Origin of the sequence: Streptomyces guryensis (assembly GCF_021261325.1) — a bacterium.
Classification (GTDB): Bacteria; Actinomycetota; Actinomycetes; order Streptomycetales; family Streptomycetaceae; genus Streptomyces; species Streptomyces guryensis.
Map to the genome: position 1 here is coordinate 1 of NZ_JAJSBI010000029.1, position 22,431 is coordinate 22,431.

The 22,431-nt window shown below is 69.1% G+C and carries 22 protein-coding genes and 3 pseudogenes; 15 read left to right on the forward strand and 10 right to left on the reverse strand.

Features of this window, described 5'->3' with window-relative positions; all coding sequences use genetic code 11:
- Positions 1-89: 89 nt before the first annotated feature.
- Positions 90-380, reverse strand: coding sequence for a transposase (locus LJ657_RS38765; RefSeq protein WP_232654321.1), 291 nt, complete (start codon positions 378-380; stop codon positions 90-92).
- 37 nt (positions 381-417) lie between these two features.
- Between LJ657_RS38765 and LJ657_RS38770 the strand changes: the two genes are divergently transcribed.
- A complete protein-coding gene (locus LJ657_RS38770) occupies positions 418-609 on the forward strand; it encodes a hypothetical protein (protein WP_232654323.1) in 192 nt (63 codons plus the stop codon).
- A 60-nt stretch (positions 610-669) separates the two neighbouring features.
- On the opposite strand, the gene LJ657_RS38775 is transcribed toward LJ657_RS38770, so the two are convergent.
- From LJ657_RS38775 to LJ657_RS38785, 3 genes are all read right to left on the reverse strand, one after another.
- Positions 670-1,032 carry a hypothetical protein gene (locus tag LJ657_RS38775; RefSeq protein WP_232654334.1) on the reverse strand — a complete coding sequence of 121 codons (363 nt, stop codon included), beginning with the start codon at positions 1,030-1,032 and terminating at the stop codon, positions 670-672.
- Between the two features lie 68 nt (positions 1,033-1,100).
- Entirely contained in the window at positions 1,101-1,499 is a 399-nt protein-coding gene (locus tag LJ657_RS38780) for a hypothetical protein (RefSeq protein WP_232654336.1), read from the reverse strand.
- Positions 1,496-2,350, reverse strand: coding sequence for an IS5 family transposase (locus LJ657_RS38785; RefSeq protein ID WP_269787443.1), 855 nt, complete (start codon positions 2,348-2,350; stop codon positions 1,496-1,498). The genes LJ657_RS38780 and LJ657_RS38785 overlap by 4 nt, the downstream gene beginning before the upstream one ends.
- A 193-nt stretch (positions 2,351-2,543) precedes the next feature.
- Between LJ657_RS38785 and LJ657_RS38790 the strand changes: the two genes are divergently transcribed.
- The 7 genes and pseudogenes from LJ657_RS38790 (at position 2,544) to LJ657_RS38830 (ending at position 7,318) form a co-directional block, all read left to right on the forward strand.
- Positions 2,544-2,681, forward strand: coding sequence for a DnaJ C-terminal domain-containing protein (locus tag LJ657_RS38790; RefSeq protein WP_232654492.1), 138 nt, complete (start codon positions 2,544-2,546; stop codon positions 2,679-2,681).
- A 576-nt stretch (positions 2,682-3,257) separates the two neighbouring features.
- A pseudogene (locus LJ657_RS38795) lies at positions 3,258-4,153 on the forward strand (alpha/beta fold hydrolase).
- Positions 4,154-4,518: 365 nt separating this feature from the next.
- A pseudogene (locus LJ657_RS48375) lies at positions 4,519-4,689 on the forward strand (recombinase family protein); the annotation flags it as partial.
- A 130-nt stretch (positions 4,690-4,819) separates the two neighbouring features.
- Positions 4,820-5,122: a helix-turn-helix domain-containing protein gene (locus LJ657_RS38805; protein WP_269787444.1), complete on the forward strand. Its 303-nt coding sequence runs from the start codon at positions 4,820-4,822 to the stop codon at positions 5,120-5,122.
- A gap of 320 nt (positions 5,123-5,442) precedes the next feature.
- Complete coding sequence (locus LJ657_RS38810) at positions 5,443-5,823, forward strand: hypothetical protein (RefSeq protein ID WP_232654340.1); 381 nt, start codon at positions 5,443-5,445, stop codon at positions 5,821-5,823.
- The gene (locus LJ657_RS38815; RefSeq protein ID WP_232654342.1) at positions 5,807-6,739 is read left to right on the forward strand and encodes a pentapeptide repeat-containing protein; all 933 of its coding nucleotides are present in this window, start codon (positions 5,807-5,809) and stop codon (positions 6,737-6,739) included. The genes LJ657_RS38810 and LJ657_RS38815 overlap by 17 nt, the downstream gene beginning before the upstream one ends.
- Positions 6,740-7,141: 402 nt before the next feature.
- A complete protein-coding gene (locus LJ657_RS38830; RefSeq protein WP_232654496.1) occupies positions 7,142-7,318 on the forward strand; it encodes a class II aldolase/adducin head domain-containing protein in 177 nt (58 codons plus the stop codon).
- Positions 7,319-7,449: 131 nt separating this feature from the next.
- On the opposite strand, the gene LJ657_RS38835 is transcribed toward LJ657_RS38830, so the two are convergent.
- Positions 7,450-8,040 (reverse strand): TetR/AcrR family transcriptional regulator, encoded by a 591-nt coding sequence (locus LJ657_RS38835; RefSeq protein ID WP_232654344.1) that lies wholly within the window; start codon positions 8,038-8,040, stop codon positions 7,450-7,452.
- Positions 8,041-8,576: 536 nt separating this feature from the next.
- Between LJ657_RS38835 and LJ657_RS38840 the strand changes: the two genes are divergently transcribed.
- The gene (locus tag LJ657_RS38840) at positions 8,577-11,939 is read left to right on the forward strand and encodes a galactose-binding domain-containing protein (protein WP_232654346.1); all 3,363 of its coding nucleotides are present in this window, start codon (positions 8,577-8,579) and stop codon (positions 11,937-11,939) included.
- A gap of 237 nt (positions 11,940-12,176) precedes the next feature.
- Here LJ657_RS38840 and LJ657_RS38845 read toward each other — a convergent pair.
- Both LJ657_RS38845 and LJ657_RS38850 read right to left on the reverse strand, forming a co-directional pair.
- A pseudogene (locus tag LJ657_RS38845) lies at positions 12,177-12,278 on the reverse strand (substrate-binding domain-containing protein); the annotation flags it as partial.
- Positions 12,279-12,523: 245 nt separating this feature from the next.
- Entirely contained in the window at positions 12,524-13,489 is a 966-nt protein-coding gene (locus LJ657_RS38850; RefSeq protein WP_232654348.1) for a pirin family protein, read from the reverse strand.
- 128 nt (positions 13,490-13,617) lie between these two features.
- On the opposite strand from LJ657_RS38850, the gene LJ657_RS38855 reads away from it, so the two are divergent.
- The 3 genes from LJ657_RS38855 to LJ657_RS38865 all read left to right on the forward strand — a co-directional run bounded on the left by LJ657_RS38855 (position 13,618) and on the right by LJ657_RS38865 (position 14,963).
- Complete coding sequence (locus LJ657_RS38855; RefSeq protein WP_232654350.1) at positions 13,618-14,106, forward strand: MarR family winged helix-turn-helix transcriptional regulator; 489 nt, start codon at positions 13,618-13,620, stop codon at positions 14,104-14,106.
- Positions 14,103-14,546: a winged helix DNA-binding protein gene (locus tag LJ657_RS38860; protein ID WP_232654352.1), complete on the forward strand. Its 444-nt coding sequence runs from the start codon at positions 14,103-14,105 to the stop codon at positions 14,544-14,546. The genes LJ657_RS38855 and LJ657_RS38860 overlap by 4 nt, the downstream gene beginning before the upstream one ends.
- Before the next feature lie 69 nt (positions 14,547-14,615).
- Positions 14,616-14,963, forward strand: coding sequence for a tetratricopeptide repeat protein (locus LJ657_RS38865; protein ID WP_232654354.1), 348 nt, complete (start codon positions 14,616-14,618; stop codon positions 14,961-14,963).
- Between the two features lie 86 nt (positions 14,964-15,049).
- On the opposite strand, the gene LJ657_RS38870 is transcribed toward LJ657_RS38865, so the two are convergent.
- Positions 15,050-16,459 (reverse strand): PepSY-associated TM helix domain-containing protein, encoded by a 1,410-nt coding sequence (locus LJ657_RS38870; RefSeq protein ID WP_232654356.1) that lies wholly within the window; start codon positions 16,457-16,459, stop codon positions 15,050-15,052.
- A 146-nt stretch (positions 16,460-16,605) separates the two neighbouring features.
- On the opposite strand from LJ657_RS38870, the gene LJ657_RS38875 reads away from it, so the two are divergent.
- Positions 16,606-17,250, forward strand: coding sequence for a peptide deformylase (locus tag LJ657_RS38875; protein WP_232654358.1), 645 nt, complete (start codon positions 16,606-16,608; stop codon positions 17,248-17,250).
- A 166-nt stretch (positions 17,251-17,416) separates the two neighbouring features.
- Complete coding sequence (locus tag LJ657_RS38880) at positions 17,417-19,003, forward strand: ABC-F family ATP-binding cassette domain-containing protein (protein ID WP_232654369.1); 1,587 nt, start codon at positions 17,417-17,419, stop codon at positions 19,001-19,003.
- Between the two features lie 18 nt (positions 19,004-19,021).
- Here the strand turns inward: LJ657_RS38880 and LJ657_RS38885 are convergent, their stop codons facing one another.
- Entirely contained in the window at positions 19,022-20,455 is a 1,434-nt protein-coding gene (locus tag LJ657_RS38885) for a dihydrolipoyl dehydrogenase family protein (RefSeq protein WP_232654371.1), read from the reverse strand.
- 53 nt (positions 20,456-20,508) lie between these two features.
- Between LJ657_RS38885 and trxA the strand changes: the two genes are divergently transcribed.
- Positions 20,509-20,964, forward strand: a complete 456-nt coding sequence (trxA, locus tag LJ657_RS38890) for a thioredoxin (protein ID WP_308117118.1) — start codon at positions 20,509-20,511, stop codon at positions 20,962-20,964.
- A gap of 6 nt (positions 20,965-20,970) precedes the next feature.
- Here the strand turns inward: trxA and LJ657_RS38895 are convergent, their stop codons facing one another.
- On the reverse strand, positions 20,971-22,407 hold the full coding sequence (locus tag LJ657_RS38895) for a benzaldehyde dehydrogenase (RefSeq protein ID WP_232654373.1): 1,437 nt from the start codon (positions 22,405-22,407) through the stop codon (positions 20,971-20,973).
- Positions 22,408-22,431 lie beyond the last annotated feature (24 nt).

A 22,431-nucleotide genomic window follows, 5' to 3' on the forward strand; every position in this document is an offset into this window, starting at 1 on the left:
GACGCCGAGTCGGCCGCACATGAACTCGACGCTGTATGCGTACTTCTCGGTGCCGAGCCGCATCTCGTCGATGAACTCGTACTTGCTTGCTACCGCGGATCCTTCGCGAAGTACGCTGCGGCTTTTTTCAGGAAGGTAACTTCCATCTCCAGCTCGCGGTTGCGTCGTTCGAGTTCCTTCAGGCGCGCCCGCTCGTTCACCGTCAGTTCCGCATCGGGGGCCGGTTCCTGCTGCTTCTGGTACTTTTTCACCCAGCCGCGTAGTGTCTCTGAGTTCAGCTCAAGTTCCCGGGCGACTTCGGAGATCGTCTTGCTTGACCTCAATGCGATCTGGACGGCTTCCTCACGGAACTCCGGCGAGTACTTACTGGGTGGCGCCACTTCTTCCTCGTTTCCTTGTCCAAGACAACCCTATTGGGTGCCTGTCCGGAAACTTGGTGGCCCCTCATACGTCCTGGACGGCACCCAGCCGCACCTGATCAGGCCGCGACGCCGCAACGGCGTGCTCCGGTTCGTGGTCGACGGGCAGGTGGTGTACTCCGCCTACGCCAGACATCCCGGCACACGCCCCAACAACTTCCTGGCGAGGGCCCTGCGCCTGGGGCGCTGAGAAAGAGGGACGATGGCCGATGTGCAGCCGCGCCCCTCTTCACAGCTCCGTTGACGCCACTCAGCAGTTCCTCACCCAGTGGACCCAGTACCAGGGCGCGTCGCGGTCATAGCTGTAGGCACCTGCGTCGTGCCAGCGCGAGACGCCACCGTCGTCCAGGAAGTTGGCAACGGTGCCTCTGGTTTGGTTGTTGATCCACGACCCGTCATCCGTCCACGGGATCGGGTAGCGGGCGCAGCTGTACATGGGGATCGACGTGCCCAAGAAGCCCTTTTCGCTGAAGGCGCAGAAGTATCCGTAGGGAATAACATCGTCGCAGACGTTATCCAGCGCCCCCTTGGTCATGTCGCGGGGGTGAGCTTCGCCAGGGACAGCCACGAACATGAGGTTCTTGCCGCCCAGGTCGATCACGTTGGCGGCCACTTGCTTTCCGCCCATCTGGGCGAGATACCGGTCCACTTCGTGCTGGAGTGCCGAAGTCTGAGTGGACGTTAAGTCCGTTTCTGGTAGCGGCCTCGTCCGGGCTGGGTGAGGAAGCCTTGATGGAGGAGGCGTCCGAGGCGAGCGCGGGTGACGTTGACCGATGCCTCGTCGGTGGGCATGCCGAGGAGTTCGTGCAGCTCACGGGCTCGGAACTCCTGGTCGGGGTGCTGGTTGAAGGCGTTCACTATGGCCTGGTAAGCGCTGTTCGTCTCGGGCGCTTCGGAGTCTTCTTGGGTCGGTGCGAGTTCGGCGATGACTTTCCGGGTGGTCGCCAGGTCCGCCAGTCGTGCTTCGAGCTCAGCCAAGGCGGCGCTCAAGTGCTCTATCTGGTCGCGTAGTTCACCGGCCCGGGCCGTGGCCTTCTCGTGCTGCGTCTGGAGGTCTGCCAGGAGCTCGAGGATGTTCACGCAGCCAGCTCGAGGGTGTCGCGCCAGGCCGGACTCGGGGTGGTGAGGCGGCGGGTCATGTTCGCGATGGAGGCCCAGTAGACGCGCGAGGCAGAGGTGTCGGGCCGGTGGTCGTACTCACGGGCCAGACGCCGGTGCAGCATCAACGTGCCGTTGACCTGCTCCACGATCCACCTTTTCGGTTGCGGGACGAAGCCTTTGCCCTGGTCATCGGGGTTGCGGCGGACGATCTCGACGTCGATGTCCAACAACGCGCCATGGATGAGGACTTCGTCCTTGAAGCCCTGATCCACCAGGGCCTTCTCCAGCCGCGTCCCGCACCGCTCGGCGGCCTGGTCGAGCAGGGCGGTGCCGGCGGTGTTGTCGTGGGCGGATGCGGCCAGCACCACGACGCCGATGATCAGCCCCAGCACGTCCACGGCCAGTCCCCGCTTGCGGCCCGACACATTCTTGTTGGCGTCCAGCCCCGTCGTGGTCTTCGGGACACCCGCGGCCGCGCGCACGGACTGGGTATCGAGGATCACGAGGGACGGGTCCTCTAATCGGCGGGCCTTCTCCCGTACCTGGCAGCGCAGGAGTTCCTGGATCCGCTGGTCCAGGCCGTACTGGCGCCACAGGCCGAAGTAGTAGAAGACCGCCGACCAGGACGGCAGATCATGCGGGAGGTAGCGCCACTGGCAGCCCGTCCGGTTCTGGTAAAAGATCGCGTTCACGACCTCCCGCAGATCACAGGCCCCGGGGTCGCCGGTCGCCGACCGGGCCACCCGGTCCTGCTTCCACGCCGTGATCATCGGCTCGATCAACATCCACTGCTCGTCCGATAAGTCGCTGGGGTATGGCTCTCGCTCCATGCCCGCATCACAGCATGGACATGCCCACCGCGTGGTCGACCTGGCGATCAGTACCACGATCGAGCGATCACGAACCGAGGAAGATCGGACTTAACGTCCACTGAGAAGGTCAGAAGTCCTCAGAGTCACCCTATGGTCAGGCCCACGGAGCCTGTCGATGATGTAGGTCGGGCAGCCCTGCGCCTACCTGGTGATGGAGCCCACCTACAAGGTCCGCATCCCCGCACGCCTCAAGGACGGCCAGGAGGTCCGGATCCGCGAACTCGGCGGCCCCGGCCAGAACGGCGGTGCGCCCGGAGACCTGTACGTCACCGTCCACATCGACGGCTGAACTGCCTTCGGTCGGGACCATCCCCGCGGGCGCGGGGAGCAGGTGAGCATGAGCGGACCGATGACGGGGGTCTCGGGACCATCCCCGCGCCCGCGGGGATGGTCCCACGATCGTGCCCGGGCTGGGCATACAGATCCGGCTGTAGACCGACGAGACCTGACGCGTCGTGGAGTAGTGATCCGTGGTTTTGGTATGGTCCTCGGCATGTCCTACATGTTCGTTCGCCTCCGTACCGCCTAAGACGTCTGCCGCCGCAGTCGCTCAGCGACCGGCGCCAGCCGAGGAACCCGCAGAAGACCATCGTGTCTCACGGCACAGCCCTGCGGGTGCCGCTCGGCCCTGACCGTCGACGCGCACTCTTGCCGGTGAGCCCATCCACGTCGTGTGCTGCCCCTGACCAGGCGGCTGACGCTGGTTGATCGCTGCCGTCGGCCTCCGTGCGCCCGGCCACTGAACCGTGCTGCGCCTGGCGACAGGCGTGCCCGTTTCTCTCTTCGACTTCGGCGGCGCACCGCGTCGGCATCAGCCCTTCAGGCATGCCCGCTGCGCCGCCCACCGGACATAGGACTGACCCGAATGACATCTGTCTCCAGTAACTCTCCCCGTCCGCGCCAGGCCCGCGAGGCCAATGCGACGTTCGTGCTCGTGCACGGCGTGTGCACCAGCTCGTTCATGTGGGCTCCCATCCAGCGCGAGCTGGCGCTGCTCGGGCACCGCAGCTTCGCCGTGGACCTGCCGGGGCACGGCTTCGACGCGCAGTACTCCGCCGCCTACCAGGCCCCGCAGGACCTTGACGCGTGGGCGGCCGAACCGTCCGAACTGGCCGGGGTCACCCTTCAGGACAACGTCGACATGGTCGTCGACGTCGTCCGGCGGGTGGCCGAGCACGGTCCGGTGGTCCTGGTGCGTGCCAGCCTCGGTGGAACCACCATCACCGGGGTGGGGAACACGATTCCCGACCTGGGGACCGGCTCGTCTACATCTCCGGCTGGTCGTGCGTGGAACGCTCCAACCCCATCGCATACATGCAGGAGCCCGAGTTCGCCGACAACCTGATGGCCCCGCTGGCCGCGCTGAACGTCGGCGATCCCGCCGAACTCGGCGTCGGCCGGGCGAACTACCGCACCGCCGACCCGGTCATGCTGGCCGGGCTCAAAGCGGCGATGATGGCGGACAGCACCGATGACCAGTTCCGGGCTTTCCTCAACATCCTGCAGCCGGACGAGTCCCTGGCGGTGATGATGTCCGACGCTCGCGGCCACGCGGACACCTGGGGCACCATCGCCCGCTCCTACATCCTTCTCACCGAAGACCGGTCGCTTCCCGTGGCCATGCAGGGCCGCCTGATCGCCGAAGCCGACGCACTGACGCCCTGCAACCCGTACGACGTGCACACCCTGGCCACCAGCCACGTCGGGTTCCTGCTCAAGCCGGCGGAAGTGGCCGGCATCCTCGACCAACTGACCGTCTGACCCCAAAGGGCAAACCGCTACCTAGCGCATTGGATGGGGCAGCCCGCGGCTGCCCGCATCCAATGAACGCCGCAGGCAAGCCCTACAAACTCGCCAACGGATCAGGAGTTGGCCTCCGAAGCCCCGGCTGCCGCGCGGTAGGCGGAGCTGCGACAGCGGGCAAAGAGGCCGCCAGGGGCCGACGAGTGGCGCGGAGGAGGCGGCATCCGTGCCGCGCCGCTCGCGGACCCCGCCCCGGTCGGAGTGTCGGCAAACGATCGTCTGCCGACACTCGGCGCAGTGATCACGAACCCGCAGGCGGGAAGTGTCGGAAACTTGCGTCGACAATCAACGTCGGAGAACGGTTCTTCGGGTCGTTTCCGACGATGCTCATTGGCTGTGCCCGCACATCGACGGCCGGCCAGAACCCCGATCATCAGATCGACGCACTACTCCGCCACGGCGTCGACCGCGACAACATCCACGTCGACGTCGCCAGCGGCGCGAAGGCATCCCGCCCGAAGCTCGACCTCGTCATGCAACTGCTCCGCGAGGGCGACACGTTGAAGGTGACCCGGCTCGACCGGCTCTCCCGCTCCGTGCTGCACCTGGTGACCCCTCGGTGCCGAGCTGCGCGAGGGAAGTATTGGGCTGCACGTCATCGAGCAGGGCATCGACACCGCCACGATGGAGGGGCGGGCGATGTTCGGGATGCTGTCCGTACTGGCGGAGCTCCAGCGAGAGCTGATCGTGGCGAACACGAACGACGGGCTCGCCTCCGCGCGGGTCCGTGGCCGGGTGGGCGGACGCCGGCCGAAGCTCACCGAGGACCAGGCCGCGCTCGCCCAACGACTCTACGACGAACGGGAGAAGACGGTCCAACAGATCGCCGACATGTTCAGCGTGCCGAGGTCGACGGTGTACGGGCACCTCGACAGAGCCAAGACCGTCCCCCGTCAGCCGAAGAAGACCAAAGTCACGAAGCCCTGAAAGCTACCGGCTGGTTACTTGTCACCTGGTTTGCCGCTCGTTAACGGCACCCCCCGTTCCGCCGTTCCCCAGAGCCAGTTGAGACGCGCGCAGCGGGTGTGGGGCCGGCCCCGGCCGGACCACCGGACCAGCAGTGCTGCATCCACCACGCAATGCCAGCAGCGACGGGTCCGGAGCCTGACGCCCAGCAAGTACCTCGCACCGGGCTAAAGAGCGCGGCTCGCCCCAGCTGACGGACGGCGAACTCTTTGTTGGCTGCACCGGCCCCAGATCTCCAACTTGTCCTGTGAATAGCTCCGTTGGGTGGCTATCGTCACAAGATGACGTGGTGGCAGGCGGCGCTGTGGGGTTTGGCCGGAGGCGGAGCGGCCTCGGTGCTTTCCTTGTCCGCGGCTGTCGTATCGGGCGGATACACCTGGCCGTGGCGCAAGGAGGGCGAGCTGTGGCCGCGACTGTTCGTGCTGGCCGCCGGGCTCGTACTGGGATCCCTGGTGGCCACCGCCGCGCATGATCAGATCAGTGGGCCCTGGCCCGCCTTTATCTTCGGCATTGGTGCTCCCGCCACGATCCGGGGAATCCTCTCCGGCGTGGAAGTCGGACCGCGGCCCATCACTGAGCCAACTCAGGGCCGTCGGGCGGGCGCAGTTCCGCCGCTGTTGTCTGCACCGGAGGAGGGAGGGATCCGTGAAGACGCGCCCTGACACCCTCCTTGGCCTCCTTGCTGTGGCGGCCCGCTCTCCCCGCCCCTGGCTGCACTTTTCGACCTCCAACTGGTGGACCCGGGTACTCCTGGCTGGCGGCGCTCGACGTCGCCCCCTGACCCAGGCTTATCTGGCTGGCGCGGACCTGCGCAACGCTTATCTGGCCGGTGCAGACCTGGGCCGCGCGGACCTGACCTACGCGGACCTGCGCCGCGCGGACCTGCGCCGCGCGGACCTGCGCCGCGCGGACCTGACCGACGCGAACCTGACCGACGCGGACCTGACCTACGCGGACCTGCGCCTAACGAACCTGCGCCGCGCGGACCTGACCGACGCGAACCTGCGCCGCGCGGACCTGACCGACGCGAACCTTACCGACGCGAACCTGCGTCGCGCGGACCTGACCGACGCGGACCTGCGCCACGCGAACCTGACCGACGCGCACCTGGCCGACGCGCACTTGACTGACGCGAACCTGACCGACGCGGACCTGCGCCGCGCGAACCTGACCGGCTCGAACCTGCGCCGCGCGGACCTGACCGACGCGCACCTGCGCGACGCGCACCTGACTGACGCGCACTTGACCGGCGCGAACCTGACTGACGCGAACCTGACCGACGCGCACCTGACCGGCGCGAACCTGACCGGCGCGAACCTGCTCCGCGCGAACCTGACCTACGCGGACCTGACCGACGCCGATCTGACCGACGCACTGGGCTTCGAGTACCTGACCGGCTCGTTTCTGCGCGGCGCGGATCTGGGGGACGCGACATGGTCGGAGTCGACTCGTTGGCCTGGTGCCGTTGCCTCGGTGATGCGGGAGCGGTCCGTATCGATCGGCGGTGGGAAGTATCGCGTGCAGGGTTCCGGGAACACCGGGGCGGATCTGTCAGTACCTCAGGTCCCCGTGCCCTGACTGAAGCCCCGGACTTACCCTGGCGGGTGACACCCAGCAAGATCACCGCGGTTTGCGGCTGGTGACAGCGTTCTTACCGGTACTTGACATCGTGCGGCTCGCCGCGGCCTGGGCCAGTCGGTGCCTCTACCTGGACGCGATGGAGCGCGAGGCATACACCAACGACCTGGACGATCCGCGCGCTTATCGCGGTGTCCGCCGCCTCCAACCGGTCCAAGGCCGACCAGGATCCCTCCGCAGGGATGCCGCCGTCGGCCGGCACTGCCCGACGTCCTCATCACGGTCACCATCGCCCACTGAACTCACACAGGCCGGGCCCCGGAAAGGCCGTCAGCCTTTCAGAACCACGGCCTGCTCACGGTCGGCGCGTCCGTCGCCGAAGCCGCGTGGCACTTCATCACCATGGAACGCTCCAGCCAGGCCCAGCTCCTCGCCATGGCCGCCGGAACTCCGAAGACCATCGACGCAGGCACAGCACGGATGGTCCGTTCCCAGATCTCCCGCGCACTGGCCGGCTGGTTCCAGTTCCGGCCGCTGTGGGAGCAGATCACCGTGGAACAGCCTGACCTGTACCGCTGAAACAGCGACGGGATTCCACCGGCCGATTGCTGGCAGCGCCCGCCGCCGGCACGGTCGGGAACGAGGCGGCGGCGCTCACCGGTAGTGGTGCGGACAGGAACCAGCCGCCACCAGGAACTCCGGGCCCGCAGCTATTCCTTCTTTTCGGCGAAGGTCAGAAGATGATCGCCGACCAGACGGAGCACCCCGCGACTGTCCTCGCTGTTACGGTCGACCAGCCAGCACAGCGTGAGTCCTTCCAGGACCGCGTTGAGATAGCGGGCGAGGACCGGAACAGGAACAGTCCAACGAATCCCCTCGCTCTCGGTGGCCTCCGTGAGGAGCGTCTGGTGGACTTCCAGATAACTCTCATACTGCCGACGAGCCAGTTCTTCGAAGCCGGCCTGCCGCAACGCATAATGTGTGAGCTCATAAGTCACCTGATGCTCTCCCGGACTGAGCTCCACACCGTCCCAGAAAGTGCCCAGACTCTTGCACACCCTTGCGCTCAGGTCACCCTCCTCCTGGAATGCCTTTCGCGCCGCTTCGGCACTCCTGTCCGTAAAGCGGGTAAGGACCTCTTGAAGGAGCTCTTCCCGAGAGTTGAAGCAATAGTGGAAAACACCCAGTGGCATTTTCGCTTCATTGACGATTGCGCGCGTTGTCGCTTTCGTGACTCCCTCGCGGACCATGACTCTGAACGCCGCCGCGATCAGCTCTTCCCGTCGGTCCTTCGCCGCCATGCGAGACATGCAGTCCGCTTTCCCCTGTGAGATCGAGTTGTGAGATCGAGATGGGTTTTCACATTGTATCCCAGCGTCTTGGACGGTCGACCAACACCTGACCGAAGATGCGACGGTTCCGTCGAGGCGGGTCCGAGTGCGTCCGGCGCCGAGCCCACTCAAGTCACCACACCTGCCGACGCCATGCGGACGAGGCGGCAGCGGAATCAGGTGCGGCTTCACGGGACGACAGGCCGAGCCCGCCCTGGGTCCACCCGACCCACACAGCGCCGGAACGGCCCGATGAGGCCCGACGGCACCTCGACGAGACCGGTGGACAGACCATGAACCGCACTTGGAGCCACAGGAGACCTCCCCTGCCAGATACCGACCGCACGGGCCTTGACACTCTCTCGCACGACGACGAAGAATTCCCGCTGCAAACACACTTCTGAAACGATTCAAATCCCGTCCCAACGCGCGGACGCCCCTGTCCATCTCGGTATCCAGGACGCCCTCCTCTCCACCATCACCGCACATCGACAGCAGGAGCCCGCATGTCCTCAGCAACGCGTCGGTCTTTCCTGCGCTCGGCGATAGCCGTCGCGCTCACGCCCACTCTCGGATCAGTGCTTCTGCCGACGCTCGCTCCCGCGGCGTCGGCCGCCGTCTCCTGGACCGCGAAGTGGATCTGGGCTCCGTCCAGCTCGACGAACCAGTGGGTGGCGTTCCGCAGATCGTTCACTCTGGGCTCCGCGCCGTCGAAGGCGTTGACGCAGATCGCGGCGGACTCAAAGTACTGGCTGTGGGTCAACGGCACGCTTGTCGTCTTCGACGGGCAGCTCAAGCGCGGCCCGAACCGCACCGGCACCTATTACGACGAGATCGACCTCGCCCCGTACCTGACGAGCGGCCGAAACACGGTGGCGCTTCTGGTGTGGTACTTCGGGAAGCAGGGGTTCTCGCACAGCAGCAGCGGCAGCGGTGGTCTGCTGTTCCAGTCCGACGTCACGACCGGTTCCACCACCACCCGGGTCGTCAGCGACACCAGCTGGAAGCACACCGTCCACCCGGGCTACTCCAACAACACCAGCGGCACCCAGGTCAACTTCCGTCTGCCCGAGTCGAACATCTACTACGACGCCCGCAGCGCCACCGCCATGACCGCCTGGGAGTCGGCCGGCTTCGACGACAGCGCGTGGAGTGTCCCCACCGACTTCGGAGCCGCCGGTGCCGCGCCCTGGAACGATCTCGTCCAGCGGCCGGTCCCGCAGTTCCGGTACTCAGGCCTGAAGTCCTACGGCAACGCGGCATCGCTGCCATCCACAGGACAGGGCGCCACTGCCATCACGGCCTCCTTGCCGTCGAACCTCCAGGTCACGCCGTATCTGAAGGTGGACGCCCCGGCCGGCACGGTGATCGGCATGCAGACAGACCACTACGCCGACGGCGACGGCCTGACCGGCCTCACACCCGGGGCGGAGAACAACGTCCGTGCCACCTACGTCTGCGAGGGCGGGGTCCAGGAGTTCGAGGCGCTGGCCTGGATGAGCGGCACGGCGGTGAAGTACACGATCCCCGCAGGCGTCACCATCCTGGATCTGAAGTACCGGGAGTCCGGCTACGACACCGACTTCGCCGGATCGTTCAGCAGCAGCGAGGCCTTCTTCGACACCCTGTGGGGCAAGGCTGCACGCACGATGTACGTCAACATGCGCGACAACTACATGGATTGCCCCACCCGCGAACGCGCCCAGTGGTGGGGCGATGTGGTCAACCAGCTCAAAGAAGGCTTCTACACCTTCGACACCCGCTCCCACGCCCTCGGCGCCAAGGCCATCGCCCAGCTGACCGCCTGGCAGAAGCCCAGCGGTGTGCTCTACGCGCCGATCCCGTCCACCATCTGGACCGCTGAACTGCCCGTCCAGATGCTCGCCTCGGTGTGGGCCTTCGGCACGTACCACCTCTACACCGGCAACTCCGACGCCGTCTCGGGCACCTACCCGGCGGTGAAGGCGTACCTCAACCTGTGGAGCCTGGACTCCGCGGGGCTGGTCAGTCACCGCGCCGGAGACTGGGACTGGGAGGACTGGGGCACCAACATCGACGCCCGCGTCCTGGACAACTGCTGGTACTACCTGGCCCTCGAGACGGCCATCACGCTCGCCGGCCTGAGCGGCAACAGCGGCGACGTCGCCGCCTGGCAGGCCAAGCGCGACAGCATCAAGGCCAACTTCGACCGCGTGCTGTGGGACACCTCCAAGAACGAGTACCGCTCACCCGGCTACACCAAGGACACCGACGACCGTGCCAACGGTCTCGCCGTGGTCGCCGGCCTCGCGCCCGCCTCCCGCTACCGGGGGATCACCGAGGTACTGCGCACCCACCTCAACGCCAGCCCCTACATGGAGTTCTACGTCCTGGAGGCGCTCTATCTGATGGGAGCGGCCACCGTCGCCGAGGAGCGGATGCGCAACCGCTACGCCGCCCAGGTCGCCGACCCCACCTGCTACACCCTGTGGGAGATATGGAACAAGTCGGGTGGAACGGACAACCATGCCTGGAACGGCGGCCCCCTGTACACCATGTCCGCCTATGCCGCCGGTATCCGCCCCACCAAGCCCGGCTGGACGACGTACGACGTCATCCCGCAGACCGGCACCCTCACGAAGATCAACACGGTCACGCCGACCGTCAAGGGCGACATCCGCTTCGGCATCACGCACGACGGCGACCAGGCCACCCTGACCCTCACCTCCCCCAGCGCAACCACCGCGCGGGTGGGTGTTCCGACGTACGGCGGTTCCTCACCGGTCATCAAGGCCAACGGAAGCACCGTCTTCACGGGCGGAGCCGCCACCGGCAGTGTCCCGGGCCTCAGCTACACGAGCAAGGACGGCTCGTACGTCTACTTCACCCTCCAGCCGGGCAGCTGGACGTTCAATGTCACCGGCGCCGGCCGTCTGGACAACCTCGCCCTCGGCCGACCGGTCACCAGCAACAGCAGCCTCGAGAACAGCGACTGGGGCAAGAACCGGCTCACCGACGGCAAGCTCACCAGCGTGACCGGAGCCAAGGGCTACACCAGCATCGACTTCCCCTCCGCCGACGTCAGCGCGAACCCCGTCTGGGTGGAGATCGACCTCGGCAAAGACACGGACCTCGATGCTGTACGGCTCTTCCCGCGTACCGATACTGCGGCAGTCGGCGGCGGCACGGCGGGCTTCCCCGTCGACTTCACGATCCAGACCCGGCCCGACGGGGCGAGCACCTACACCACCGCCCGCACGATCACCGCCGAGCCCAACCCGGGCGGGCTCGTGCAGACGTACGGCTTCAAAACCACGACCGCCCGCTACGTACGCCTGCAAGCCACCAAGCTCGGTACGCCTCCCGTCGACGAGACCACCAAGTACCGCCTCCAACTCGCCGAACTCACCGTCCCCACCGCCACGACCGCCGTCACCGCCAACTACACACTGGAGAACGGCGACTGGGGCAAGACCCGGATCCTGGACGGCACCACGACCAGCGTGACCGGCTCCAAGGGCTTCACCAGCATTGATTTCCCCTCCGCCGACGTCACCGCCAACCCTGTCTGGATCGAGCTCGACCTCGGCGCCGACCGGACCATCGGCTCCGTCACCCTCCACCCCCGCACCGACACCGGCGCAGCCGGGGGCGGCACCGCGGGCTTCCCCGCCGACTTCACCATCCAGACCCGCCCCGATGGAGCCGGCACCTACACCACCGCCCGCACTGTCACCGCCGAACCCGACCCGGGCGGAGCCGCTCAGACCTACGCACTCGCGTCCGCCACCGGCCGCTACGTACGCCTGGAGGTCTCGAAGCTCGGCAAGCCCGCCTCGGACGAGGCCACCAAGTACCGCCTCCAACTCGCCGAGATCCGTATCAAGTAGCAGGCCATCCCGAATGGGGCGGCGGTGCAGGTCCTTCACCACGATCTCGCCACCGGGGCGCCCAGAAAGTGCGACGACATCGGCCACGGCGGTGACAAGCAGCGTTCTCCGCCGCCCCCACCACCTGCGCTCGCCCCGAGATACGGAGGATATTGAGAGAGGGCCAGCTTGCAACAGCGCCAGCCCGGTGGCGGCCACTGTCGTCTCGGCCAGGGGCAGGTGAATCGTTGTCAGGGGCGGCTCGACCCGGGCCACGGCCGGTACGCCGTCGGACCCCGCCACACTCAGGTCGTCGGGGACACGCAGACCGAGCTCCCGTGCAGCCTGGTATACGCCCATGGTCTGCGTGCCGTGCGTGGTGAAGACGGCCGTGCGGCGATCACACCGGAGAGCAGGCGCGTGCGGCCGTCCTCGTGGGTGAGCCAGGTCTTCACCGCCAGGGCTGGGTCCACCGGAAGGCCGGCCTCGACAAGAGCGCAGGAACTGCCGGCCTGGCGCGCACGACAGAAAGCAGGTGGAAGACAGTGGCAATCACCCGACCACCTTCCGCCACGCGGTCACCAACGGTGACGCGTCTCCGCAGGTCAGCGCACCCTCCCCCGCGGCTTCAACGGCACCGGCGGCAGTTCCGGCGCGGGCAGTGGAGCACCGTCGTACCCCTTCACCTCCCCGAACCGCGACCCTTCCATCCAGTCCCGGCGCGCCTGCACGATCTCCTCCTGGGACCGTCCGATCCAGTTCCAGAACATGACGAGCTCCTCCTCGAAGGGCTCGCCGCCCAGGAGCATCAGGCCGGCGTCCGACTCGGCGCGCAGCGGGAGTTCGGTGCGGCCGCAGCCGAGGTAGAGCATCGAACCCGGCAGGACCGGCACCCCGTCGACGTGGGCCTCGCCGGACATGGACAGCACGGCGTACTCGAAGTCCGGCTCCAGTGGCAGGCGTACGTCCGCGCCGCGGACGAGAGTCAGGTCGGCGCCGACGATCGGGGTGTACGTCGTTCCGGGCGAGGTCGCGCCGTCGAGGGCGCCGAGGATCAGCGTGGCCTTGAGGCCGGGGGCGGTGACGACCGGCAGTTCGGCGTGGTGCTCGAAGTGGGGGTCGGTGTGGCGGTGGCCGTCCGGGAGGGCGACCCACAGCTGAGCGCCGTGCAGGAAACGGGCGTGCGGCCGGGGGCTCTCCTCGGAGTGGCTGATGGCCCGGCCGGAGGTCATGAGTCCCAGTTCGCGGGGGCGGATCGTCTGCAGGCTGCCGGTGGAGTCGCGGTGCAGTACTTCGCCGGCGTGCAGCCAGCTCACCGTCTGCAGGCCCATGTGCGGATGCGGCGGCACCTGCATACCGGGCTCGTCGGCGATGTCGTCGGGGCCGTAGTGATCGACGAAGCACCAGGCGCCGACCATGCGGCGGCCCAGGTTGGGCAGCAGGCGACGGACTTCGGTCGACTCGCCGAGCTGGACGCGGCGAGGGCTGAGGAGTTCACGCACAGGCTCCGCCACCACGAATCCACGGCCGCCGCACACGGCGGGAACCGGCTCGCGATCAAGATTGCTCATGGCGCCAACTTAGCCCTGCCGGAGGCGTCCCGTCAGTCCGTCACTCGGGCGTTCTCGCCTGCCCGCCGAGAAATAGCAGCCATGAGCATAGTAGCCATGGATATAGTAGCCATGTACTGTATCTGCGCATGAGCTCTGGTTCCGAGAAGGCCACGCCCGGGTCCCTGGTGTGGCGTCTGTCGATGAAGTGGCGGGTGGCCGTCGACCGGGCGGTGGCCCCGCTCGGGCTCACCCACGCGCAGTACTCGCTGGTGGCCTCGCTGTACGGCATGCAGCGCGGCGGAGAGCGTCCCAGCCAGCGCCGCCTCGCCGACGTCACGGGGCTCGAACCGCTCTACGTGTCCAAGCTGGCCCGGGCCCTGGAAGCGTCCGGCCTCATCGAGCGCAATCGGGACCCCAAGGACCCGCGCGCCGTACAGCTGGCCCTCACCGAGCAGGGCCGTGAGGTCACCGGACGCGCCATCAAGGTCGTGGCGAAACTCCTGCAGCAGTTGCTGGAGCCGCTCGGCGGCCTCGACAGCCCGCGCGCACGGGAGTTCACCCGTGACCTGGCGATCCTGCTCGACGCACCTCTTGATCCATTCAGCGAGAACGAGAACGAGACGGAGCAGTCATGACCACCACCGCACCCACCGTCAACGGCCGCGTCATCGGCCTGGCCCACTACGCCGGCCGCGCCGTCCTGGAGCGCGTCCTGGCCCGGCATGGCGCCACCTTCCAGCAGCAGATCACCCTGAGGCCGCTCGCCGCGGCCCAAGGGCCGGTCGGGCGCAAGGCCCTCGTCGTGCAGGTCGCCGGCGACCTCAAGGTCGGCGTGGCAGACGTGGAGGGGGTCGTCGAGGAACTGATCACCAAGGGGCTGGCGGCGTCCGACGCCTCCGAGGTCTGGGTCACCGACCCCGGACGGGACTTCCACACCCAGGTGAGCGCCGAGACCGGGGAGATCTCCGCCCGGATCTACGCCGGAATCCCGGCGGAGGAGCTGGCGGCGGCCGGTCGCGTGCTGGCCCAGGTGACCGAGCGGGCGGACAGGGAGCTGGCCGCGCTGCCGGCCTGAGGCCCCTCCCTCCACGTACTGGAATGTTCAACCATCTGTCGTTGTTCAGTGGTCCGAAGGAGGTCAGGAGTGGACACGACGTACTACGACCACGGAACACCGGCCGAGCGCTGGGAGCGCGCGCAGATGTTCTTCGACGCCAAGGACTACGCCGCCGCGGCGCGCGTGCTGGGCGGGCTGGTCGAGGAGGTGCCGGAGCAGACCGGACCGCGGCTGATGCTGGCGCGGGCCTACTACCACTCGGCCCAACTGCACCGCGCGGAGCACGAGTTGCGCGCCATCGTCGAGCGCGACCCGGTGGAGCACTACGCCCGGCTGATGCTCGGCCGCACCCTGGAACGGCAGGGTCGTGCCGGCGAGGCCGAGTCACACCTGCGGATCGCCTCCGCGCTGGCGGGCGACTTCGAGCAGGCCTGAGCGCCGACGCCGTACGACAGGACGGCCGGGGCCTGGTTCCGTGCGGGAGCCGGGCCCCGGCCATGTCACCGTCCTCCACCAATGCGCTACCGCACGGCCGGGGCGGCTTCGGATGTGCGTCGCCGCCGGTGAGCGATTTCGCCGAGCACGACGTCCACTGCGATGAACGCGGCCAGCGGAATGCCGAGCAGCGGAACGAAGTAGCCGAGGACGGCGACGACGGTGACAGCCGGGACGAGGATCTGCGCGGGCACCTGCTGCCAGGCGCCGCGCGGGACCGGCCGGCCGAAGGTGGAGCCGCGGCCGCGCAGCCACCACATACGGTAGCCCCAGACGATCAGCAGGATGAGGCAGAGCGCCAGCAGCATCAGGGCGATCTGGTTGACCAGGCCGAACAGAATGCCGGTGTGCAGGTCGATGCCCCAGCGGGTCAGCTTGGCGAGCAGCGGGTAGTCGTCGAAGCGCACTTCGTCGGTGACCTCGCCGGTGGCCGGGTCGACCGCGACCGAGTCCTGCTTCTCGGGCCAGCCGCGCTGGACCTGCCTGACGACGTACGCGGAGCTCGCGTCGGCGGGTGGCACGATCTCCACCGGGTCGGTCAGGCCCTTGGCACGGGCCGCCGCCAGCACCGTGTCGAGACCGACACCGTGCTCGCCGGCCCCCGCGGCGGCGGAGGAACCGTGGCCCGCGTGCTCCCCGCCGGCCGTCGCGGAGACGGACGGGGTGGCCTGGCCGAGCGAGGTGCGCAGCGTGTCGATGTTCGCCCCGGCATAGGTCGACCAGGTCAGACCGGTCGCCGACAGGAAGATGAACCCGGCGGCGGCCCAGACGCCGACGGTGCCGTGCAGACCGAGCGTACGCCGCCGCCCCCTGGTGCCGCGCACCTTGCGCAGGGCCCGGCGGCGGGAGAACCACAGCACCAGACCACCACCGGCGATCACCCACAGCCAGCTCGCGGCGAACTCGCTGTAGACCCGGCCGTTGTCGCCGAGGTGCAGGTCCCGGTGGAACTCGTCGATCCAGGTACGCAGCGGCAACGCCCCCGTCGAGCCGTACTGTTCGAGGGCGCCGCGAACCTTGCCGGTGTACGGGTCGACGAACACGGCCAGGGTGTGATCCGGGTCGACGCCCTTGACTCCGGACAGCATGACGCGCGTGGTGGCGTCGGCCTCCGGGGAGGGCCGTACGGCCGAGACGGTGCCCTGGGGGTGCGCCTTGCGTGCCGCGGCGACCTGCTCGGATAGCGGCACCTTGGTGCCGCCGGCCTTAGCGACCGTCAGCTCGTGGGCGTACACGAGCTTCTCGGCCTGGAACGCGCCGGCGTAGAGGAAGCCGGTGACGGCGGCGACGAGCAGGAAGGGCGCGACGACAATGCCGGCGTAGAAGTGCAGTCGCAGCACCAGCGGGCGAAGCGGCGCCAGGCGGCTGGAGGACGGGGGCGGGGCGGCGGCCGGTTGCGGGGCCTCGTCCTTGGTGGTCGAGGGAGCGGTGGACATCGGCGGGCTTCTCCGGGGGACGGGGACGTGAGGTGGCGTAGCGGTCCAGAAGTCGGGGGCGCAGGACGCCGAGTTCCCGTCGGCACAAGTGGCGTGCGTCACGCACCGGGCACGGCGGTGACCGTAGTCCATGGCATCCTGGCCCGATGGCGACTCCCCGTGGTCACGCGCCCCTTGCCGAGCAGGTAGAGGAACTCCTCGCCACCGGCGGCCCGTTGCCCATCGTGGCGGCCGGTGACCCGGTCCTGAGGCGCGGCACCGAGCGCTTCGAGGGCCAGCTCGGCCCCGGGCTGCTGGCCCGCTTCGTCGAGGCGCTGCGCGTCACCATGCGCGAGGCGCCGGGCGTGGGCCTTGCCGCACCGCAGGTGGGTGTGCCGCTGCGGATCGCGGTGATCGAGGATCCGGCGCCGGTGCCGGAGGAGGTGCGTCTGGTGCGTGGCCGGGTGCCGCAGCCGTTCCGGGTGCTGGTCAATCCGGCGTACGAGCGGATCGGCGCGGTTCGGGCCGCGTTCTTCGAGGGCTGTCTGAGCATGCCGGGCTGGCAGGCGGTGGTGGCACGGGCCGCGGAGGTGCGGCTGAGGGGTGAGGACGAGTTCGGGCGCCCGGTGGACGAGGTCTTCAGCGGCTGGCCCGCTCGGATCGTGCAGCACGAGACCGACCATCTCGACGGTGTCCTGTACCTCGACCGGGCGGAAGTGCGCTCGCTGTCCTCCAACCAGGCGATGGCGGAGCGGTGGACGCAGCCGACGCCGGAGCAGGCCGCCGAGGCTCTCGGCTTCGAACTGCCGTAGCAGCTCGCTCTGCGGTGGCGCCGAGCCTCATGCCGTCGTAATCCAGAGGCGCGCAACGCCGCGCCCCAGCTAACCTGAGCGCATGTCCACGCCCCGAATCTCCTAGCTCGAGGACCCGCTTCCACGCCACCCGTGTGTCCTCTTCGCTTGCTTCGGAGCGTTTTTCATGATCACCCTTCGTGGTGTCGACGTGCGCGTCGGCGCGCGTCTGCTGCTGTCCGGCATCTCCTTCCACATCTCCCCCGGCGACCGCATCGGCCTGGTGGGCCGCAACGGCGCGGGAAAGACCACCCTGCTCAACACCCTGGCGGGCGCGGTACGTCCGGCCGCCGGCACCGTCACGCGCACCGGTGCGGTCGGCCACCTGCCGCAGGACTCGCGGGCGGCCGACCCGGCGGTCACGGTCACCGACCGCATCCTGTCCGCGCGCGGTCTCGACCGGGCCGTACGCGAGCTGCGCCGCGCCGAGGCGGCCATGGCCGACGGCTCGGAGCGGGCGATGGACGCCTATGCGCGCGCGGAGGCCGAGTTCCAGGCCCGCGGCGGGTACGCGGCAGAGGCCCAGGCGGCTCGGATCGCCTCCGGGCTCGGCCTGCCCGACGGCCTCCTCGGTCGGCCGCTCGGTGCGCTGTCGGGTGGGCAACGCCGCCGGGTGGAACTGGCCCGCATCCTGTTCGCGGATCACGGCACACTGCTGCTCGACGAGCCGACCAACCACCTGGACGTGAGCGCGATCGTTTGGCTGCGGGCGTTCTTGACGAACCATCAGGCCGGAATGGTTCTCATCAGCCATGACACCTCCCTGCTCGCCGACACCGTCAACCGGGTCTTCCACCTCGACCCGCAGCGCGCCGCGATCGACGTCCACAACACCGGCTGGGACACCTACCTCACCCAGCGCGCGGCCGACGACCGGCGCCGGGCGCGGGAGCGGGCGAGCGCGGAGCGCAAGGCGGCGTCGCTGCATGCGCAGGCGGACAGGATGCGCGCCCGCGTGTCGACGGCGGTGGCCGCGAAGAACATGGCCCGCCGCGCCGACCGCCTGCTCGCCGACCTCGAGCCGACACGGCGCACCGACAAGGTGGCCCGGATCCGGCTGCCCGAGCCGGCGCCCTGCGGACGGGTCCCTCTGGGAGCGATCAGTCTGACGAAGGCGTACGGTGACCATCACGTGCTGGGCGGGGTGGATCTGGCCGTCGACCGGGGCAGCCGTCTGGTGGTCCTCGGTCCCAACGGGGCAGGGAAGACGACTTTGTTGCGGATCCTGGCCGGCCGGGCGGAGCCCGACGGCGGCAGGGTGGTGCACGGTCACGGGCTGCGTCTTGGCTACTTCGCCCAGGAACACGACACGCTGCGGCCGGAGTTGACGGTCGCGGAGCATCTCGCGTCCACCGCGCCCCATCTCACGGACGGTGAAGTGCGGCGCGTGCTGGGCTCGTTCCTGTTCGGCGGCGACGACGCCGACAAGCGCGTCGGGGTGCTCTCCGGCGGGGAGAAGACCCGCCTCACCCTGGCGGGTCTGGTCCACTCCGGCGCGAACGTGCTGCTCCTGGACGAGCCCACCAACAACCTGGACCCTGCTTCCCGCGCCGAGGTCCTCGCCGCAGTGGGCACGTATCCGGGCGCGATCGTCATGGTCACCCACGACGAGGGCGCCGTCGCGGCGCTGCGCCCGGACCGGGTGCTGCTGCTGCCGGAGTCCGAGGAGGATCTGTGGAGCGAGGACTATCTGGAGCTGGTGGTGCCCGCGTGAAGTCCCGCTCCACGCCGGTCAGTTGTCGCGATACGCCTCCAGCAGCCGCAGCCACACCTCGCTGATCGTCGGGAACGACGGCACCGCGTGCCAGAGCCTGCTGATCGGGACCTGGCCGGCGACCGCGATGGTCGCCGAGTGGATGAGTTCGCTGACACCGGCTCCCACGAAGGTGACTCCTCGCAGGATCTCCTCGTTCAGGTCCACGACCATGCGCGCGCGGCCGCGGTAGCCGTCGGCGTACAGGCCGGCGCCGGATGCGGAGGTCATGTCGACGTCCACGGCCCGTACCCGGTATCCGGCCTGTTCCGCCTCGGTGAGGGAGAGGCCGACGGCGGCCGCCTCCGGGTCGGTGAAGACGACCTGGGGGACGGCGTGGTGGTCGGCGGTCGCGGCGTGGGCGCCCCAGAGGTCCGACTCCGGGAGCGGGACGCCGGAGGCGCGGGCGGCGATGGCGGCACCGGCGATGCGGGCCTGGTACTTGCCCTGGTGGGTGAGGAGTGCACGGTGGTTGACGTCGCCGACCGCGTACAGCCAGTCGCTGCCGGTTACGCGCAGGCTGTCGTCGACGGGGAGCCAGCTGCCCGGCTCCAGGCCGACCGTCTCCAGGCCGATGTCGCCGGTCTTCGGGCGGCGGCCGGTGGCGAAGAGGATCTCGTCGGCCTCGATGCGGTCGCCCTGGCCGGTGACGACCACGACGGTGCCGTTCTCTCGGGTGACCGACTCGACCGAGGTGCCGGTGCGGACGTCGGCGCCGGCCTCGGTGAGGGCCTCGGCGACCAGTTCACCGGCGAAGGGTTCCATGCGGCCCAGCAGGCCCTTGCCGCGGACCAGGACCGTGACCTGGGAGCCGAGGGCCTGCCAGGCGGTGGCCATCTCGGTGGCGACCACTCCCCCGCCGACCACGACGAGACGGCCGGGCACCTCCTGGGCGCTGGTGGCGTTCCTGCTGGTCCACGGCTTGACGTCGGCCAGGCCCGGCAGGTCGGGCAGCACGGCGTCGGTGCCGGTGCAGACGGCGACGGCGTGCCGGGCGGTGAGCACCTTCTGCCCGCCGTCGGAGCCGGTGACGGTCACCGTGCGCGGGCCGGTCAGGCGGCCGTGGCCGCGGTGGAGGTCGGCGCCGATGCCCTCCAGCCACCCGGCCGCGCCGTCGTCGTGCCAGTCGGAGGTGTAGTAGTTGCGGTGCGCGAGGACCGCGGCGGCGTCGAGGGGCCCTTGCGCCGACTGGCGCAGGCCGGGCACGCGGCGGGCGTCCGCGCGGGCGATGACCGGGCGCAGCAGGGCCTTGCTGGGGATGCAGGCCCAGTACGAGCACTCGCCGCCGACCAGCTCGCTCTCCACGACCGCGGTGGACAGGCCGGCCGCGCGGGTGCGGTCGGCGACGTTCTCCCCCACGGGCCCGGCCCCGAGCACCACGACGTCGTACGCGATGGTTTCCGTTTCCGTCATGGGGTCAGTCTGGTGGGTGGTGTGGCGTCAGGCCACACGGGTAGGGGCGCGGAATACGCGACCGGCCGGCCGCGTTTGCGACGACGGCTTCGCCCCGACAGCAGGAAGAGGGATTTCAGGTCATGAGCAGCACCGTGGAGCTCACCAAGGAGAACTTCGACCAGACGGTCACGGACAACGAGTTCGTCCTGATCGACTTCTGGGCGTCGTGGTGCGGGCCGTGCCGTCAGTTCGCACCGGTCTACGAGAAGGCGGCCGAGGACAACCCGGACCTGGTGTTCGGCAAGATCGACACCGAGGCGCAGCCGGAACTGGCCGCGGCCTTCGGTATCCAGTCGATCCCGACGCTGATGATCGTCCGCGACCAGGTCGCCGTGTTCGCGCAGCCGGGCGCCCTGCCCGAGGCCGCCCTGACGGATGTCATCGGCCAGGCCCGCAAGCTGGACATGGACGAGGTCCGCAAGGCGGTCGCGGAGCAGCAGGCGCAGGCCGAGCAGAACGGCCAGTAGCCCTCTCTAGAAGGGATACGGCGCCACGTCACCGCGCACCGTCGTCCAGCGCACGTCGGTGAAGGCCTCCAGGTTGGCCTCACCGCCGAAGCGGGCGCCGGTGCCGGACGCGGCGATGCCGCCGAAGGGGGCCACGGCCTCGTCGTTCACCGTCTGGTCGTTGATGTGGACGATGCCGGTCGGGATGCGCTCGGCGAGGTCGAGGCCGCGGGCCGCGTCGCGGGTGACGATGCCGAGGGACAGGCCGTACTCGCCCGCCGACGCGAGGGCCACGGCCTCGTCGACGGTGGCGAAGGACCGTACCGGCGCGACGGGGCCGAAGACCTCCTCGGCATAGGCGGGGCTGTGATCGTCGACGCCGGCGAGGACCGTCGGCCGGTAGAAGAGGCGGTCGTGGGTGCCACCCGCGGCGAGCTTGGCGCCGCGTGACGTGCTGGCCTCGACCAGGCCGTGCACCTTGGTGAGCTGGCCGTCGTCGATGATCGGGCCGAGGTGGACCTGCTCGCGGTGCGGGTCGCCGACAGCCAGCGAGTCGGCCTTGGCCGCGAGGCGCTCGACGTACTCCTCGTACACGGACTGGTGGACGAGGTGTCGGCCGGTCGTCATGCAGATCTGGCCCTGGTGGAAGAACGAGCCCCAGGCGGCCGTGGAGATCACCGCGTCGAGGTCTGCGTCCTCGAGGACGACCATGGCCGAGTTGCCGCCGAGTTCCAGGTGGACGCGCTTGAGGTGGCGGCCGCCTGCCTCGCCGACCGCGCGGCCCGCCGCCGTGGAGCCGGTGAAGGAGATGACGGGGATCTTCGGGTCGGCGACCAGGGCCTGGCCGACGTCGGGGCCGCCGGGCAGGACGTGCAGCAGGTTCTCGGGCAGGCCGGCCTCGGCGAAGACGGCGGCGAGGGAGATCCCGCCGCATACCGCCGTGCGCGGGTCCGGCTTCAGCACGACCGCGTTGCCGAGGGCCAGCGCGGGGGCGACCGAGCGGATCGAGAGGATCAGCGGGGCGTTGAACGGGGAGATCACGCCCACCACGCCGACCGGGACACGGCGGGTGTACGACAGCCGGGGCGCCTCGCTGGGCAGGATCTGTCCGGCCGGGCGGGAGGCGAGGGCGGCGGCCTCGTAGCACTCCTGGGCGGCGACGTGCAGTTCGAATTCCGCCTTGCCGGGGATTGAGCCGGACTCGCGGACGAGCCATTCGCGCAGCTCGTCGGCGTGCGCGGCGAACAGGTCGCCGGCCTTGCGCAGGACGCCGGCGCGGACGAAGTGCGGGACGCGCGCCCACTCGGCCTGGGCGGTGCGGGCGGCTTCGCCGGCCGGGCCGACGTCCTCGGCCGAGGCGAGGGCGACGGTCGCGAGGGTGTCCCCGGTGGCGGGCTCCGTAACGGCGTACTCCGGTCCCGACAGGGGGCGGGGCTGCCAGGTCTTCGGGTCGAGCAACGGCATGACGGCTCTCCGTTTCGTCACCGG

Excerpts from the sequence above, each read along its gene's own strand:
- LJ657_RS38785 (WP_269787443.1), bottom strand. The coding sequence starts at position 2,350 with ATGGAGCGAGAGCCATACCCCAGCGACTTATCGGACGAGCAGTGGATG.
- LJ657_RS38790 (WP_232654492.1), top strand. The coding sequence starts at position 2,544 with ATGGAGCCCACCTACAAGGTCCGCATCCCCGCACGCCTCAAGGACGGC.
- LJ657_RS38805 (WP_269787444.1), top strand. The coding sequence starts at position 4,820 with ATGGAGGGGCGGGCGATGTTCGGGATGCTGTCCGTACTGGCGGAGCTC.
- LJ657_RS38810 (WP_232654340.1), top strand. The coding sequence starts at position 5,443 with ATGACGTGGTGGCAGGCGGCGCTGTGGGGTTTGGCCGGAGGCGGAGCG.
- LJ657_RS38830 (WP_232654496.1), top strand. The coding sequence starts at position 7,142 with ATGGAACGCTCCAGCCAGGCCCAGCTCCTCGCCATGGCCGCCGGAACT.
- LJ657_RS38835 (WP_232654344.1), bottom strand. The coding sequence starts at position 8,040 with ATGGCGGCGAAGGACCGACGGGAAGAGCTGATCGCGGCGGCGTTCAGA.
- LJ657_RS38840 (WP_232654346.1), top strand. The coding sequence starts at position 8,577 with ATGTCCTCAGCAACGCGTCGGTCTTTCCTGCGCTCGGCGATAGCCGTC.
- LJ657_RS38850 (WP_232654348.1), bottom strand. The coding sequence starts at position 13,489 with ATGAGCAATCTTGATCGCGAGCCGGTTCCCGCCGTGTGCGGCGGCCGT.
- LJ657_RS38855 (WP_232654350.1), top strand. The coding sequence starts at position 13,618 with ATGAGCTCTGGTTCCGAGAAGGCCACGCCCGGGTCCCTGGTGTGGCGT.
- LJ657_RS38860 (WP_232654352.1), top strand. The coding sequence starts at position 14,103 with ATGACCACCACCGCACCCACCGTCAACGGCCGCGTCATCGGCCTGGCC.
- LJ657_RS38870 (WP_232654356.1), bottom strand. The coding sequence starts at position 16,459 with ATGTCCACCGCTCCCTCGACCACCAAGGACGAGGCCCCGCAACCGGCC.
- LJ657_RS38875 (WP_232654358.1), top strand. The coding sequence starts at position 16,606 with ATGGCGACTCCCCGTGGTCACGCGCCCCTTGCCGAGCAGGTAGAGGAA.
- LJ657_RS38880 (WP_232654369.1), top strand. The coding sequence starts at position 17,417 with ATGATCACCCTTCGTGGTGTCGACGTGCGCGTCGGCGCGCGTCTGCTG.
- LJ657_RS38885 (WP_232654371.1), bottom strand. The coding sequence starts at position 20,455 with ATGACGGAAACGGAAACCATCGCGTACGACGTCGTGGTGCTCGGGGCC.
- LJ657_RS38895 (WP_232654373.1), bottom strand. The coding sequence starts at position 22,407 with ATGCCGTTGCTCGACCCGAAGACCTGGCAGCCCCGCCCCCTGTCGGGA.